Source organism: Limimaricola litoreus, assembly GCF_024159025.1.
Lineage (GTDB): Bacteria > Pseudomonadota > Alphaproteobacteria > Rhodobacterales > Rhodobacteraceae > Limimaricola > Limimaricola litoreus.
Genome location: NZ_JAMYXC010000026.1, coordinates 41,726 through 56,031 on the forward strand (window position 1 = coordinate 41,726; position 14,306 = coordinate 56,031).

Sequence of the window (14,306 nt, forward strand, 5' to 3'; positions counted from 1 at the left end):
GCTAGATGTCGTCGGGGAGAAGCACGACGGCGCCGCGCTTGCGGCCCGTCGCCACCCGGTCATAGGCCTGCGCGATCTGCGACAGCCGGTAGCGGCTGTCGATCACCGCGCGCAGGTCGCCCGCCTCGATGAGCCGGGCGATCTCCTCCATGTCGGCGCGGCTTTCCTTGGCCACCCCGCCGCGCGCCCGTCGCCCGCCGCGGCCCACGAAGCGCGACGCGATCTCTGTGCCCAGCCCCGCATAGACCAGCAGCAGCCGGCCCCGGCGGCGCAGCGCCCGCATCCGCCGCTTCAGGGGCGCCTGACCCACCGTGTCGAGGATCACGTCGAAGCGGTTTTCCTCGGCGAAAGGGTCCTCTCCCTCGTCATGGGCAATCACCTCGCGCGCGCCCAGATCGCGCACCAGATCGGCATTGGCCGCCGAGCAGACGGCCGTCACATGCGCGCCCATCGCCCGGCCGATCTGCACCGCCGCGGTGCCGACCGCGCCCGACGCGCCGACGACGCAGAGCCTGTGCCCGGCCTTGAGCCTGCCGCGATCGCGCAGGAACTGCAGCGCCGTGGTCGCGCCGAAGGGCAGGGCGGCGGCTTGGGAATGGATCAGCACATGCGGCTTGTGAACCACGGCACCCGTCTCGGGCAGCACCACCGCCTCGGCATGGGCGCCCATCTTCATGCCGGTGGAGCCGAACACCTCGTCGCCCGGGCCGAAGCGGGTCACGCCTTCGCCCACTGCCTCGACCACGCCGGAAAAGGCGGTGCCCAGCACCGGTTGGCGCGGGCCGGTCCAGCCGAAGGCGGCGCGCAGCACCAGCCCGTAGCCCGGCGGCACGCTGAGCGAGCGGATGCGCCAGTCGCCGGCGCTGACCGTTCCGGCGCAGAGCCCGACGCGAATCTCGCCCGGTCCCGGCTCGGGCAAGGCGCGCTCGACGATCTCCAGATGCTCGGTGCCGCCATAGGCGCGGCAGATCACGGCGCGCATCGGCGCTCCTCCCCCCAAATGCGGTCCGGCGGGCGCAACGCGCCGGCCATGACCTTTCCCGCGGCCAAGCTGACCCTCGCCTAGGCCATGCGTCAAGCACCGTGGCGTGAGGCGGCGGCGTCGCGGCTTGACCCCGCCTGCGACCGACTCCAAGGTCCGCGCGCATCTCAAAGGACCCTTCATGGCCAACCGCACCGCCCCGTTTTCCGCCTTCGAGTGGATGATCGCCTGGCGCTACATCCGTGCCCGCCGCGCCGAGGGCGGGGTCAGCGTCATGACCTGGATCAGCCTCGTCGGCATCACCCTCGCCGTCTTTGCGCTGATCGCGACGCTGTCGGTGCGCGCGGGCTTCCGCGAGGAGTTCATCGACACGATCCTCGGCGCCAATGCCCATGTCACCGTCTACCAGGACAGCGTGATCGAGGGCACCGACATCACCCGCCGGGTGATCGAGGATTACGAGGGGCTGTCCGAGCGGCTCATGCAGATCGACGGCGTCACTCGCGCGGCCCCTGTGGTGCGCGGGCAGGTGATGGCGAGCTTCGACAGTGGCAACGCGGGCGTCGAGATCTACGGCATCCGGGCCGAGGATCTCGCCTCCCTGCCGCGCATCGCCGATCCCGAGACCGGCATCGGCGACATCGCGCGCTTTGGCGAGGGGATCGCGCTGGGCTCCGGCGTGGCGCGGGAGCTGGGCGCGGTGATCGGCGACAAGGTGCGCATCCTGTCGCCCAACGGTGCGCAGACCCCGATGGGGCAGAGCCCGCGCGTCTCGGCCTATGAGGTGACCTACATCTTTACCGCCGGGCGCTACGACATCGACCGCACGCGCGCCTACCTGCCGCTGTCGGAGGCGCAGCTCTTCTTCAACCGCGACGGCGTGGCGGGCGAGATCGAGGTGATGGTCGAGGACCCCGACAACGTGCAGGATCTCGTACCCGAGATCATGGATGCGGCGGGGCCGACGGCCTTCGTGTGGACATGGCGCGATAGCGCGGGCGCCTTCCTGCGCGCGCTCACGGTCGAGGACAACGTGATGTTCGTGATCCTGTCGATCCTCGTGCTGATCGCCTCGATGAACATCATCTCCGGGCTGATCATGCTGGTGAAGAACAAGGGGCGCGACATCGGCATCCTGCGCACCATGGGGCTGACCGAGGGCTCGGTGCTCAGGGTGTTCTTCATCTGCGGCGCGGGCATCGGCACCATCGGTACGCTCATGGGCGTCATCCTGGGCTGTGCGTTTGCCATCTGGATCGACCCGATCTTCGCGGCGGTGAACTACCTCTCCGGCGGCGGTGTCTGGGATCCGTCGATCCGCGGCATCTACGCGCTGCCCGCCAAGCTGGAGCTGGGCGACGTGCTCTCCGCCGTGGCCCTGTCGCTCACCCTGTCATGGGTCATCACCCTGTTTCCTGCCCGCCGCGCGGCGCGGATGAACCCGGTCGAGGCGCTGCGCTATGAGTGATCCGATCCTGAAGCTCTCCGGCCTCACCAAGACCTACAACCGCGGCAAGCCCTCCGAGGTACAGGTGCTGCGCGGCGCGGATCTGGTGATCCAGCCGGGCGAAGTCGTGGCTCTCGTCGCGCCCTCAGGCGCGGGCAAGTCGACGCTTCTGCACATCGCGGGGCTTCTGGACACGCCGGACGAGGGCCATGTTGCTATCGGCGGGCGGGAGATGACCAAGCTCTCGGATCGCCGCCGCACGCAGGTGCGCCGCGCCGATGTCGGCTTCATCTACCAGTTCCACCACCTGCTGCCCGAGTTCACCGCGCTCGAAAACATCGTGCTGCCGCAGCTTGCCTCAGGCACGCCGCGCCGCGAGGCCGAGGCGTGCGCGCGCGAGTTGCTCGATCAGGTCGGCGTCGCCCCCCGCGCCGATCACCGGCCGGCGGCGCTGTCAGGCGGCGAGCAGCAGCGCGTGGCCTTCTGCCGCGCTCTGGCCAACGCGCCGCGGCTCTTGCTGGCGGATGAGCCGACCGGCAACCTCGATCCCGATACCTCCGATCGGGTCTTCGGCGCGCTGATGGCGCTGGTGCGCGGCACGGAGCTTTCGGCGCTGATCGCGACGCATAACCTGGAGCTGGCGAGCCGGATGGACCGGGTGGTCCGGATGGATCACGGGGTGGTGGCGTAATTAGACTACCGCTTCTCGTAGTAATCCCAATCGCGTTTTCGAGGGTCACCGGTTTGATAGAATTGTCGAACAAGTCTTACGAATTCTAGATAGTCTGGGTTCTCTTCAACCAAGCGGTTGGCAGTGTTCCAATCAACCCCAGGCCTTTCCTTCGCTGGAACAAAGATCTGGCTTTCTGAGGGGTTTTCGCGATCTAGTTTCATTACGCCAATACCATGGAGACTAGAAAGCATCCGTAGTTCTCTAACCGTATCGGCACCTTCGATCTCTGCTGCTACCAAATAGCCAAGGTTCGCCCATGAACTATTGCTAACGGCTTGAAAGTAACATTCCCGAACATTGCTGCTATTTAGTAGCTTTTTTACCTCGAATGACCAGAGCTTCGTCTTTTTGTCGAAGTATTCTATTGCGCAATCCTTTACTTCCGCATGCCACTTTCTGCTCAAGTCTTCCATGCCGACTAGGTCAGGATAAAGCCATCTATTCCCGTTCTGTCCTTTTCTGTTCGACGAACGACGCTCATCTATTCTCTTAGTATAAACACCATGTTCAGTAGCAAGATACTGCGATAGAAGGGGGTAAAGATCGTTTTCTGTGAACGGTAACGTAGAGGCGTTAGTTTCGACTTCTGAGCCGGTTTCTTCTGCTATTGCGACTTCCTCAGCATCACTCTTCTTGGTCGAGTAGTATCGGCGGGGGCGGCCCTCTGTCGTCTTCACATCAGGATGGACTGCCTGCAGCCTTGGACGCTGAGAGCCAATCTCAGCCACAATTTGCTGCAGCAGTGCATCGTCTGTATCTATTGGTGTTACGCGTGCTTTACTGCGAAGCTTCTTTTCTTCGCACTCTAGTGGGTGCGCTTTCATTATCCACTGCGCAATTTCTCGAGCAGTCAGCTTTTGGTCGGGGTGGTGTTTGAGGCACTCATAGACAAACTTTCCAATACTAAAGCCCACTTCTAACCTCACACATCCAGCTCTTCCACGAACCGCGCATTCTCCTGAATGTACTGGAACCGCAGTTCCGCCTTCTTGCCCATCAGCCGCTCGACCAGATCCGCCGTCTCGCCCGGCTCGTCGTCGCTGATCGACACGCGGATCAGCTTGCGCGATCCGGGGTCCATCGTCGTCTCCTTCAGGTCCTTGGCGTCCATCTCGCCCAGACCCTTGAAGCGCTGCACGTCGATCTTGCCCTTGCCGCCAAGGCCCTTTTGCATCATCCGCTCCTTCTCGGCGTCGTCGGAGACGTAGAGGCGCTTGGGCCCCTGGGTCAGCCGGTAGAGCGGCGGGCAGGCGAGGTAGAGGTGACCGTGGTCGATCATCGGGCGCATCTGGCTGAAGAAGAAGGTCATCAGCAGCGCCGCGATATGCGCGCCGTCGACGTCGGCGTCGGTCATGATGATGATCTTGTCGTAACGCAGATCGTCGACATTGAACTTCGGCCCGAGCCCGACGCCCAGCGCCTGCGTCAGATCGTTGATCTCCTGGTTGGAGCCGAGCTTCGATGAGGCCGCCCCCAGCACGTTGAGGATCTTGCCCCTGAGCGGCAGCAGCGCCTGCGTCTTGCGGTCGCGCGCCATCTTGGCCGAGCCGCCCGCCGAGTCGCCCTCGACGATGAACAGCTCGGTGCCCGAGCGGTTGCTGGCCGAGCAATCGACCAGCTTGCCGGGCAGGCGCAGCTTCTTGGTCGCGGTCTTGCGGGCGGTTTCCTTCTCCTGCTTGCGGCGCAGCCGCTCCTCGGCGCGCAGCACGAGGAAATCGAGGATAGCGCCCGCGGACTTGGTGTCGGAGGCGAGCCAGTTGTCGAAATGGTCGCGCACCGAATTCTCCACGAGGCGCTGCGCCTCGGTGGTGGCCAGCCGGTCCTTGGTCTGGCCCACGAACTCAGGCTCGCGGATGAAGCACGACACCAGCGCGCAGCCGCCGGTGGTCAGATCCTCGCGGGTGATCTGGCCCGCCTTCTTGTTGTTGACGAGTTCGCCGTAAGCGCGGATGCCCTTGAGGATCGCGGCCCAGAAGCCCGCCTCATGCGTGCCGCCCTCGGGCGTGGGCACGGTGTTGCAATAGGACTGGGTGAAGCCGTCGCGCGAGGGCGTCCAGTTCACGGCCCATTCGACCTTGCCCGGCACGTTGAACTTTTCCGAGAACTCGACCGTGCCGGCGAAGGGCTTGTCGGAATAGGTCGAGGATTTGCCCAATGTCTCGGCGAGATAGTCGGCGAGGCCGCCGGGGAAGTGGAAGGTGGCCTCGCGGGGCGTCTCGCCGTCGTCGATCTCGGTCTTCCAGCGGATCTCGACGCCCGAGAAGAGATAGGCCTTGGAACGGACCATCTTCATCAACCGCGCGGGCTTGAAGCGGTGATGGCCGAAGATCTCCTCGTCGGCGTGGAAGGTGACGGTGGTGCCGCGCCGGTTGGGGGCGGCGCCGATCCTGGCCACCGGGCCTTGCGGCACGCCGCGCGAAAAGCTCTGTTCGTAGAGCTCGCGGTTGCGCGCGACCTGCACGACCATGGAGTCCGACAGCGCGTTGACCACCGAGGCACCGACACCGTGCAGGCCGCCGGAGGTCTGGTAGGCCTTGCCCGAGAACTTGCCGCCCGCGTGCAGCGTGCAGAGGATCACCTCGAGCGCCGACTTGCCCGGAAACTTCGGATGCGGGTCGATCGGAATGCCGCGGCCATTGTCGCGGATCACCACCGAATAATCGGCCAGAAGCTCGACCTCGATCCGGTTGGCATGACCGGCCACGGCCTCGTCCATGGAGTTGTCGAGCACCTCGGCCACGAGGTGGTGCAGCGCGCGCTCATCCGTGCCGCCGATATACATACCGGGCCGCTTCCGGACGGGCTCCAGCCCTTCGAGGACTTCGATGGAGGAGGCGTCATAGGCGGGCTCGGCGCCGGAGAGGAGATCGTCGGGCATGGGCACTGCTCTTGTTCTGGGGTGACGGCCATATAACCCGGAGGCGGGGCCGGGGGCAACGCCGGGGCGCGGCGATGGTGTTCACATTTTGTGCCGGGTTCTCCGGTGGCGGCCGCGCGCCGTGGCGCGCGGCGCTTGGGTCATTCCCCGGCGGGCAGGGTTTCGAAGCGCAGCCCCTTGGCGGTGCGGTTCGGGAAACCGGCCCAGTAGCTGTCGCCCTCGTTCGGCGTGCCGTCCTCGGCGCGGTCCCAGACCGCATCGGCGCTGTTAGGCACGAGGTCGAGGTAATCGGCCTTGGCCTCGTCGCCCTTCAGGTGCAGGTCGAGAAAGGCGGTGACGAAATGCTGGGTGACATTGTTCATCCGGGTCGTGTCCCAGACCGCGTCGGCATAATGGTCGAAGGGCGCGTATCCCAGGGTTTCGGAGACCTCCCAGCTTTCGTCCGGCGCAGGCATCGGCGCGGCGGCGTTGTGGTTGGCATCGTCGAAGGTCAGCAGGTGCCGCTCCGTGCCGCTGGTCTCCTCGAAGATCGAACGGATCGCATCATAGCCCGACACGTCGTCGACACCGCCCGCGATCAGCATCAGGGGCGTGTCGATCTCCGACAGCCCTTCGGCGTCCCAAGCGTCGCGGTTGCGGCCCCATGGGCCGATGGCGACGACGGCCTTGACCCGATCGTCCGGCAGGTCGGCCATGGTTTTGGCGCCCATTGCGTTGATCTCCAAAAGCTCTTGCGGCGGGGCGTAGCGCGAGCTGCGGAAGTCTTCGGTCAGCCCTGCGCCCGAGAAGATCAGCGCGCCGTAGCCGCCCATGGAGTAGCCGATGACGGCCGCCGTGTCGCCGTCGGTGATCGCGCCGATGGAATCGTCGAGATCGGCCATCCGGTCCAGCACGAAGGCTTGGTCGCGCGGGCGGTTCACCAGCGTCGAGCCGAAGGCGCCCATGTCGTCATAGGTCGAATCCGGGTGATCGACGGAGGCCACGACATAGCCCTTGGTGGCGATGTTCTCGGCGAGGTGGCTCATCAGGAAACGGTTGCCCGGATAGCCGTGCGAGACGATCACCAGCGGGAACGCGCCCTCCGCCACGGGCTCGGCGTCGCGCGCGGCGCGGCCTTGAAGCTGCACCTCGGTTACGCCGTCGCGCAAGAGCGCGGTGTAGCTGCCGCCGGGTTCGGTGCCCTGGGCCGCCGGGTACCAGACCTCGACGGTGATCTCGCGGTCGTACTCCGGAACCTCCTCCTCGGTGGCGCGCGCCACGTCCGGCACGCCCTCGCGGGTGAAGCGCATGGTGGTGACGCCGACGACATGATCGCCATGGGCGGCAAGCTCGGGCGCGTCGGGACGCACGAGGTCGATGCGGTTTTCGGCCAGCGCGGGGCTGGCGAGCAGCGCCGCCCAGGCGGCCAGCAGGTACTTGGTCATTCTCTCTCCTCCGGGTTGCGCCCACCCTATGACGACGGGGGAATGGCGCAAGGGGGATGGCACCACGCGGCTCGTGCCCCGCGGCGGCGAATGCCGCGCGAGGCAATCGCGATCTGGACGAGCGGGTCCCGCGCGGCGTAGGCAGATCGCATGACACAGGCAGAGATCACCGCCCCGGCAAAGCCCTTCGAGGCCCTCACCCGCGCCCAGCACGGGCGCAAGCTTCTCGTGCTGGCGCTGCCGCTGATCGGCTCCAACCTCGCTCAGATGGCAATGAACGTCACCGATACGGTGATGCTCGGCTGGTACGACGTGACCGCGCTCGCGGCGGCGACGCTGGCGACCTCGCTCTATTTCCTGATCTTCATCGTCGGCTCGGGCTTTGCCTGGGCGGTGATGCCGGTGGTGGCGACGGCGGCCGAGGCGGAGGATGCGGTCATGGTCCGGCGCGTCACGCGCATGGGGATCTGGGTCGGCATGATCTATGCCGCCATCTTCGTGCCACCATTGATGTGGGCCGAGGACCTGTTCCTCGCGCTGGGGCAGGAGCCGCAGGTCGCGGCGGCGGGCGAGGCCTATCTGCGGATCGCGGCCTGGGCGATGGTGCCGGGCCTCGTGGCGATGGTGATGCGCTCGTTCCTCTCGGCACTGGAGCACACGGGCATCCTTTTGTGGAGCACGCTCGGCATGGCGGTCTGCAACGCGGTGCTGAACTATGCGCTGATCTTCGGCAATTGGGGCGCGCCGGAGCTGGGCATCCAGGGCGCGGCCATCGCCTCGCTTTCCATGGCGGCGCTGCAGGCGGTGGCGCTCGTGGCCTATGCGCTGCGCAAGCTGCCGGAATACGATCTCGTGCGGCGGCTGTGGCGGCCCGATTGGGAGGTGCTGGGCCGGGTGGTGCGGCTGGGTGTGCCGATTGGGCTCACCAGCCTTGCCGAAGGCGGGCTGTTCACCGCCACCGGCATCATGGTGGGCTGGATCGGCGCGGTGCCGCTCGCCGCGCATGGCATCGCGCTGCAGGTCACCTCGGTCGCCTTCATGATCCAGGTCGGTCTGAGCCAGGCGGCGACGGTGCGTGCGGGCCGGGCGCTGGGCCGGCGCGACGAGGCGGCGCTGCGGATGATCGGGCAATCGGGGGTGACGCTTTCGATCGTCTCCGCCGGGCTGATCGGGCTGATGTTCGTCGCCATTCCCGAGCCTTTCGTCGCGGCCTTCGTCGATCCGGAGGATCCGGCGCGCGAGGCGGTGGTCGCCACCGGCATTTCGCTGCTGATGCTGGCGGCGCTGTTCCAGATCGTGGATGCGCTGCAGGTCATGGCGCTGGGCCTGTTGCGCGGGGTGCAGGACACCGGCGTGCCGATGGTGCTCGCCGCGATCAGCTACTGGCTCATCGGCATGCCGGCGGGCTACCTGCTGGGCTTTCCCGCCGGGCTCGGCGCGGCGGGGGTCTGGCTCGGCCTCGTGGTGGGGCTCGGACTTGCGGCGATCATGCTGCTGTGGCGCTTCTGGTCGCGCTCGGTGCGGATCGGCGCGGCCTAGGAACCGCCCCGCCCCCCGGGGGGTTGGCAGGGCATGTTCGATTTCATTACCACCTGGATCGCCGCCGGTGGCGCCTTTGCCGTCGCGGCCCTCATGTTCCTCGAGAACGTCTTTCCGCCGATTCCGTCCGAGCTGGTGATGCCGCTTGCGGGCTACAACGCTGCGACCGGCTCCTCCGGCCCGGTGCTGACCTTTCTCGGCGGGGTCGTGGGCTCGGTCGCCGGGGCCTGGCTGTGGTACGAGGTCGGCCGCAGGCTGGGGCGCGAGCGCATCATGGACTGGATCGACCGGCACGGGCGCTGGCTGACCCTCGATCGGCACAGCATCGAGCAGGCGCTGGACTGGTTCGACCGGCATGGTGCCGCGGCGGTGTTCTTCGGACGCATGATCCCCACGGTGCGCACGCTGATCTCGGTGCCGGCGGGGCTGCAGCACATGCCGCTGGGCCGGTTCCTCGTCTATACCACCGCGGGCAGCATGATCTGGGTCGGCGCGCTGTTCGGCGCGGGCTACCTGCTGGAATCGCAATACGAGCGGGTGCAGGGCTGGCTCAACCCGGTGACCAACGGCGTCATCGCGGTGATCGTCGGCCTCTATCTGTGGCGGGTGTTCCGCGGCAAGGGCCGCAAGGCGCGCGACTGACCTCAGCCCTCCTTGCGCGCGGCCTCGACCCGGTCGGCCTTCTTGCGCACGAGGATGGTGCGCAGATCGTGCATGGCCAGCAGCAAGGGCTCGGTCACCGCGTCGAGATCCTCGGGCCCGGCCTGGCTTTGCACCCATTGCGCGGTGAGGTTCATGTGATCGATGGCGCGGTGGATGTCGTCGATCTGCCGCGCGGCGAGGATCTCGCGGCGCTGCGCGAGCCAGCGTTCGGCGGCGGCCTGATCCTCGGGCGCGAGGGGGCGGTTGCCCGGGCCGCGGATGTCGCCGTTGCGGGTGTTGATCACCGCGACCTGTTCGAGATCGACCCGGCGGTGGCGGGTCTCGTCGCCGATACGGTACATGGTGCCGCCCGTTTCCTTTACGCGGAAATAATAGCCGGACAGGTCGGTCATCTGGATCCCTTGCTCAGCGCAGCCCCTCGCAAAAGCGGCGAATTCGGACGCAGGCCTCGCTCAGCGCCGCGTCGGATGTAGCGTAGCTCACCCGGAAATTCGGCGAAAGACCAAAGGCCGCGCCGAACACCACCGCGACGCCTTCCTCCTCCAGAAGCGCCGTCGCGAAATCCTCGTCCGTCTCGATCGCGGTCCCACCCGCGCTCGTCCTGCCGATGCAGCCCGAGATGTCGGGATAGACGTAGAAGGCGCCGTCGGGCACCGGGCATGTGACGCCCGGACAGGCGTTCAGCCCCTCGACCACGAGATCGCGCCGCCGCGCGAAGACGGCATTGTTGTCGGCGATGAAATCCTGCGGCCCGTCGAGCGCCTCGACCGCCGCCCATTGGCTGATCGAGGAGGGGTTCGAGGTCGATTGCGACTGCACCTTGGCCATGGCGCGAATGAGCGGCTCCGGCCCCGCGGCATAGCCGATCCGCCAGCCGGTCATCGCATAGGCCTTGGAGACGCCGTTGACGGTCAGCGTGCGCGTCTTGAGCGCGGGTTCGACCTGCGCGGGCGTACAGAAGCGGAAATCCCCGAATGTCAGGTGTTCGTACATGTCGTCGGTCATCACCCAGACATGGGGATGGCGCAGCAGAACCTCGGTGAGTGCCGCCAACTCCTCCCACGCATAGCCCGCCCCGGTGGGGTTCGAGGGGGAGTTGAACACGAACCACTTGGTCGCGGGCGTGATCGCCGCCTCGAGCTGTTCGGGCGTAATCTTGAAGCCGGTGTCGAGCCCGCAGGCCACGGTGACGGGCGTGCCGCCCGCGAGGCGCACCATGTCAGGGTAGCTGACCCAGTAGGGGGCGGGGATGATCACCTCGTCGCCGGGGTTCAGCGTCGCCATCAGCGCGTTGTAGAGCACCTGCTTGCCCCCGGTGCCGACGCTGATCTCGGCAGGCGCGTAGTCGAGGCCGTTGTCGCGTTTGAGCTTGGCGCAGATCGCGTGCTTAAGTTCGGGGATGCCGTCGACGGCGGTGTAGCGGGTCTTGCCTTCCGCGATGGCGCGGCGCCCGGCCTCGGCGATATGGGCGGGCGTGTCGAAATCGGGCTCTCCAGCCGACAGCCCGATGATGTCGCGCCCCTGCGCCTTCAGCTCGGCGGCCTTGTTGGTCATGGCGATGGTGGGCGAGGGCTGCACCCGCGAGAGGGTGTCGGAGAGAAACGGCATGACGGGCTCCGGGATGTCGCTGGCTGCGCGGGACTGGTCGCGCCCGTTCTGGAAACGACGCGCCGCCCATGTCATATGGCGGGGGCGGGCCGTCATCAAGCGGCCGCCACAGGCAGGAGGAATGCGCGATGCAGGACGAAGGCTACTACAGCGAGACGGCCGCCACCTTCGGCGACAGGCTCGCCGGCGCGCGCGAGGGCGCGGGGCTCGATCAGGAGGCGCTGGCGACGCGGCTCGGCGTCGAGATCTCCACGCTGCAGGCCTGGGAGGACGACATGGACGAGCCGCGCGCCAACCGGCTGCAGATGCTGGCGGGCATGCTCAACGTCTCGCTGAGCTGGTTGCTGACCGGGCGCGGCGACGGGCCCGAGGCGCCGCATGCCGAGACGGCGCCGCACCTGTCGGATGTCCTGTCCGAGATGCGCGTGCTGCGCACCGAGATGATGCAGGCCGCCGAACGCATGGCGCGGCTGGAAAAGCGGCTTCGGCGCAGCCTCGAGGCGGGCGCGTGAGCGCGCTGCCGATCGAGCCCGCGGCCCCCGCCGACGAGCCGCGCGACACCCGCGTGCGGCGGCTGCGGATGCGCTCCATGCGGCGCGGCATCAAGGAGATGGACCTGATCCTGCAGGATTTCGCCCAGCGCCGTCTCGCAGATATGAGCGATGCCGATCTCGCGCTCTACGACCGGCTTCTGTCCGAGAACGACCACGACCTCTATGCTTGGGTCGCCGGGGCGAAGCAGCCCCCCGAGCCGTATGGCGCGCTGGTGGCCGAGATCGCCGAAGGGGCGCGCGGGGTGACGCGGCCCCGCTGAGGCAGATCCACGCGATTTAACGGTTTCTTCGTCATTCTGCCCCATTGCTGCCTGATGGGCGGACAGAACGGAGACCTATAATGAGTGTGCATTCCTCTCTCGAGCTGGCACCGCGCAGCGCGCGGGACGTGGCCTTCATGATGAGCTATCTCGACAGTCTGACGCTGGTGGAGCGGCTGCACAGGCTCCTGCTCGACGTGATCAAGGACGAGTTCGAGCGCGTCGGCGTGATCGAGATCAACGCCGTGCAGGCGCTCTTGCTGTTCAACGTCGGCGACAACGAGGTGACGGCCGGAGAGCTGAAATCGCGCGGCTACTACCAAGGCAGCAATGTCAGCTACAATCTCAAGAAGCTGGTGGAGGCGGGCTACATGCACCACCAGCGTTGCCAGATCGACCGGCGCTCGGTCCGCGTGCGGCTGACCGATCAGGGCCGCCGCATCCGCGACATCGTCGACAAGCTGTTCGAGGGCCATGCCGCGGGCATGCTGTCGCGCGGGGTGCTCGACCAGACCGGCATCGATGACATCACCATGTCGCTGCGCCGGATCGAACGCTACTGGACCGACCAGATCCGCTACATCTACTGACCCCGCCGCGCAGGGGCGGCGGGATCCTGTCCGGGCCTACCAGTGCCCGGTGTTCTCCATGCTGGACCACGGCTCCTGCGGGGGCAGGGCATCTCCGGCCTGCAGCAGCTCGATCGAGATGTTGTCGGGCGAGCGCACGAAGGCCATGTGCCCGTCGCGTGGGGGCCTGTTGATGGTCACGCCATTGTCCTGCAGGTGCTGGCAGGTGGCATAGATGTCGTCGACGCGGTAGGCGAGATGGCCGAAATGGCGGCTGTCCGAGGGCAGCGCATCATCGCCATCCCAGTTCCAGGTCAGCTCGACCGGGCACTCCTCCTGACCCGGAGGCGCCATGAAGACGAGCGTGAAGCGGCCCCCTTCGCTTTCCTTGCGGTGCGTCTCCCTGAGCCCAAGCAGCTCGTAGAAGGCCATGCTCTTTTCGAGATCCTTCACCCGGACCATCGTGTGCAGATATTTCAGCGCCATTCCGGCTCTTCCTCGTCCCTGTTTGTCGATTGCCGCAAAGCCTAGCACGCTGGGCAGCCGTGGCCAGCACCGGCGCTCAGAAGCTGGAGCGCAGTCCGATGTCGAGCGTCAGCGTCTGCGCGTCGAACAGATCGGCATTCGACCAGACCCTGCGCCCCGTCAGTCCGATCTCGGGGTAGAACCCGTAGCGCCCGGCCTCCGGCAGACCCAGCCGGGCCTCGATCCCGAGGCTGCGGTCCTCGCGCCCGGTCGTGACATAGCGCGAGCTGTCGTAGTCGCGCCACTGCGCCTCCATGCCGAAACCCAATACGGCAGGACCGACACGCCGCCCGAGGTCGTAGTCAAGGCGCGCGGTCAGCCCGTCATGGCCGGTGTCGGGCCGGTCGCTGCGCGTGTCGCGCAGATGCGCCGACAGGGTGAGCCGGTTGGCTCCGAGATCCTGGCGCAACGCCGCATGAAGGGCAGGGGCCCACCAGCTTGCGTCGACGTCGCGCCGCGCGACGCGGTCAAGCGTGAGGCCGAAGGTGAGCATCCGCCCGGCTCCCGCCGGCATGGCGCGTGACAGCCCCAGGCCAAGCCGGTCCGAATAGGGCGCGCCGCCATACCAGTCGCGCCCCAGCTCGGTCGACAAATCGAGCGGTGGCAGGCCTTCGTGCTGCAGCCGGTGGCGCAGGCCGAGGCTCAGCGCGGCCTGGGCGTAATCCGCGCCGCGGGCTTCTGGCGCCTGCCGCCGCGCCGTGTCGCTCAGGCGGTGAACGCGGCCCTTTGCCTGCAGGTCGAAGGCCAGCGGCCCGGTCGGCAGGGGGGGCAGCGCATGGCTCAGCCCGAAGCTGGCCGTGGTCGTGACCCCGGACAGCGCCCGCGCATCGCCCGCCAGCTCGAACTCGAACGGCAGGCCGGGCAGAACCAGCGTCTCGGCACGGCTGCCGCCGTTGATGTTGGAGGAGGGAGCTATGCCGAGGCCGAAGCGCAACGTGAGCGGGTTGCGCGCCGCCACGAGGCGATAGTCGCGCGCGAGGCCGCGCGCGGCCCGCGCATCGGGGGCATCGGGCGCGGCACGGCGCAGCCAGATCTGCGCGCGGGTGTAGCGGCCCTCTTGCGCCAGCGCATAGGCCGCGAGACGCGCCATGCGAAACCGCGCCGGCCCTTCGACCCGCCCATGC

15 protein-coding genes are annotated in these 14,306 nt (G+C 67.2%); 7 read left to right on the forward strand and 8 right to left on the reverse strand.

Translation table 11 applies throughout. The features are described from left to right. Position 1: 1 nt before the first annotated feature. Positions 2-982 carry an NAD(P)-dependent alcohol dehydrogenase gene (locus NHG85_RS01915; RefSeq protein WP_253329267.1) on the reverse strand — a complete coding sequence of 327 codons (981 nt, stop codon included), beginning with the start codon at positions 980-982 and terminating at the stop codon, positions 2-4. A gap of 181 nt (positions 983-1,163) precedes the next feature. Between NHG85_RS01915 and NHG85_RS01920 the strand changes: the two genes are divergently transcribed. Together NHG85_RS01920 and NHG85_RS01925 are read left to right on the forward strand one after the other, a co-directional pair. Next, on the forward strand, positions 1,164-2,450 hold the full coding sequence (locus tag NHG85_RS01920; protein WP_253329269.1) for a lipoprotein-releasing ABC transporter permease subunit: 1,287 nt from the start codon (positions 1,164-1,166) through the stop codon (positions 2,448-2,450). After that, the gene (locus tag NHG85_RS01925; RefSeq protein WP_253329271.1) at positions 2,443-3,120 is read left to right on the forward strand and encodes an ABC transporter ATP-binding protein; all 678 of its coding nucleotides are present in this window, start codon (positions 2,443-2,445) and stop codon (positions 3,118-3,120) included. Before NHG85_RS01920 ends, NHG85_RS01925 begins: the two co-directional genes overlap by 8 nt. Positions 3,121-3,125: 5 nt before the next feature. Here the strand turns inward: NHG85_RS01925 and NHG85_RS01930 are convergent, their stop codons facing one another. The 3 genes from NHG85_RS01930 to NHG85_RS01940 all read right to left on the reverse strand — a co-directional run bounded on the left by NHG85_RS01930 (position 3,126) and on the right by NHG85_RS01940 (position 7,464). Continuing rightward, the gene (locus NHG85_RS01930) at positions 3,126-4,088 is read right to left on the reverse strand and encodes a COG2958 family protein (RefSeq protein ID WP_253329273.1); all 963 of its coding nucleotides are present in this window, start codon (positions 4,086-4,088) and stop codon (positions 3,126-3,128) included. Further along, complete coding sequence (gene parE, locus NHG85_RS01935; RefSeq protein WP_253329275.1) at positions 4,085-6,040, reverse strand: DNA topoisomerase IV subunit B; 1,956 nt, start codon at positions 6,038-6,040, stop codon at positions 4,085-4,087. The genes NHG85_RS01930 and parE overlap by 4 nt, the downstream gene beginning before the upstream one ends. 140 nt (positions 6,041-6,180) lie before the next feature. After that, the gene (locus NHG85_RS01940; protein WP_253329277.1) at positions 6,181-7,464 is read right to left on the reverse strand and encodes an alpha/beta hydrolase family protein; all 1,284 of its coding nucleotides are present in this window, start codon (positions 7,462-7,464) and stop codon (positions 6,181-6,183) included. A gap of 150 nt (positions 7,465-7,614) precedes the next feature. Here NHG85_RS01940 and NHG85_RS01945 point away from each other — a divergent pair, with 150 nt between their 5' ends. Further along, entirely contained in the window at positions 7,615-9,003 is a 1,389-nt protein-coding gene (locus tag NHG85_RS01945) for an MATE family efflux transporter (RefSeq protein ID WP_253329279.1), read from the forward strand. Positions 9,004-9,036: 33 nt separating this feature from the next. Then, positions 9,037-9,645: a DedA family protein gene (locus NHG85_RS01950; RefSeq protein WP_253329281.1), complete on the forward strand. Its 609-nt coding sequence runs from the start codon at positions 9,037-9,039 to the stop codon at positions 9,643-9,645. A gap of 2 nt (positions 9,646-9,647) precedes the next feature. On the opposite strand, the gene NHG85_RS01955 is transcribed toward NHG85_RS01950, so the two are convergent. Together NHG85_RS01955 and NHG85_RS01960 are read right to left on the reverse strand one after the other, a co-directional pair. After that, the gene (locus tag NHG85_RS01955; RefSeq protein WP_253329283.1) at positions 9,648-10,058 is read right to left on the reverse strand and encodes a hypothetical protein; all 411 of its coding nucleotides are present in this window, start codon (positions 10,056-10,058) and stop codon (positions 9,648-9,650) included. Between the two features lie 13 nt (positions 10,059-10,071). Then, positions 10,072-11,274, reverse strand: a complete 1,203-nt coding sequence (locus tag NHG85_RS01960; RefSeq protein WP_253329296.1) for a pyridoxal phosphate-dependent aminotransferase — start codon at positions 11,272-11,274, stop codon at positions 10,072-10,074. Between the two features lie 128 nt (positions 11,275-11,402). Here NHG85_RS01960 and NHG85_RS01965 point away from each other — a divergent pair, with 128 nt between their 5' ends. The 3 genes from NHG85_RS01965 to NHG85_RS01975 all read left to right on the forward strand — a co-directional run bounded on the left by NHG85_RS01965 (position 11,403) and on the right by NHG85_RS01975 (position 12,678). Further along, positions 11,403-11,786: a helix-turn-helix domain-containing protein gene (locus NHG85_RS01965; protein WP_253329285.1), complete on the forward strand. Its 384-nt coding sequence runs from the start codon at positions 11,403-11,405 to the stop codon at positions 11,784-11,786. Continuing rightward, the gene (locus NHG85_RS01970; RefSeq protein WP_253329287.1) at positions 11,783-12,088 is read left to right on the forward strand and encodes an FAD assembly factor SdhE; all 306 of its coding nucleotides are present in this window, start codon (positions 11,783-11,785) and stop codon (positions 12,086-12,088) included. The genes NHG85_RS01965 and NHG85_RS01970 overlap by 4 nt, the downstream gene beginning before the upstream one ends. Before the next feature lie 80 nt (positions 12,089-12,168). Continuing rightward, positions 12,169-12,678: a MarR family winged helix-turn-helix transcriptional regulator gene (locus NHG85_RS01975; RefSeq protein WP_253329289.1), complete on the forward strand. Its 510-nt coding sequence runs from the start codon at positions 12,169-12,171 to the stop codon at positions 12,676-12,678. A gap of 36 nt (positions 12,679-12,714) precedes the next feature. On the opposite strand, the gene NHG85_RS01980 is transcribed toward NHG85_RS01975, so the two are convergent. Beyond that, positions 12,715-13,143 carry a VOC family protein gene (locus NHG85_RS01980; RefSeq protein ID WP_253329291.1) on the reverse strand — a complete coding sequence of 143 codons (429 nt, stop codon included), beginning with the start codon at positions 13,141-13,143 and terminating at the stop codon, positions 12,715-12,717. Between the two features lie 76 nt (positions 13,144-13,219). Further along, positions 13,220-14,306: hypothetical protein (locus NHG85_RS01985; protein ID WP_253329293.1), on the reverse strand; the 1,087-nt coding region annotated here is incomplete at its 5' end.

What these genes read in the sequence shown, in the direction of transcription:
- NHG85_RS01915 (WP_253329267.1), bottom strand. Translation starts at nt 982, where the DNA reads ATGCGCGCCGTGATCTGCCGCGCCTATGGCGGCACCGAGCATCTGGAG.
- NHG85_RS01920 (WP_253329269.1), top strand. Translation starts at nt 1,164, where the DNA reads ATGGCCAACCGCACCGCCCCGTTTTCCGCCTTCGAGTGGATGATCGCC.
- NHG85_RS01925 (WP_253329271.1), top strand. Translation starts at nt 2,443, where the DNA reads ATGAGTGATCCGATCCTGAAGCTCTCCGGCCTCACCAAGACCTACAAC.
- parE (WP_253329275.1), bottom strand. Translation starts at nt 6,040, where the DNA reads ATGCCCGACGATCTCCTCTCCGGCGCCGAGCCCGCCTATGACGCCTCC.
- NHG85_RS01940 (WP_253329277.1), bottom strand. Translation starts at nt 7,464, where the DNA reads ATGACCAAGTACCTGCTGGCCGCCTGGGCGGCGCTGCTCGCCAGCCCC.
- NHG85_RS01945 (WP_253329279.1), top strand. Translation starts at nt 7,615, where the DNA reads ATGACACAGGCAGAGATCACCGCCCCGGCAAAGCCCTTCGAGGCCCTC.
- NHG85_RS01950 (WP_253329281.1), top strand. Translation starts at nt 9,037, where the DNA reads ATGTTCGATTTCATTACCACCTGGATCGCCGCCGGTGGCGCCTTTGCC.
- NHG85_RS01955 (WP_253329283.1), bottom strand. Translation starts at nt 10,058, where the DNA reads ATGACCGACCTGTCCGGCTATTATTTCCGCGTAAAGGAAACGGGCGGC.
- NHG85_RS01960 (WP_253329296.1), bottom strand. Translation starts at nt 11,274, where the DNA reads ATGCCGTTTCTCTCCGACACCCTCTCGCGGGTGCAGCCCTCGCCCACC.
- NHG85_RS01965 (WP_253329285.1), top strand. Translation starts at nt 11,403, where the DNA reads ATGCAGGACGAAGGCTACTACAGCGAGACGGCCGCCACCTTCGGCGAC.
- NHG85_RS01975 (WP_253329289.1), top strand. Translation starts at nt 12,169, where the DNA reads ATGAGTGTGCATTCCTCTCTCGAGCTGGCACCGCGCAGCGCGCGGGAC.
- NHG85_RS01980 (WP_253329291.1), bottom strand. Translation starts at nt 13,143, where the DNA reads ATGGCGCTGAAATATCTGCACACGATGGTCCGGGTGAAGGATCTCGAA.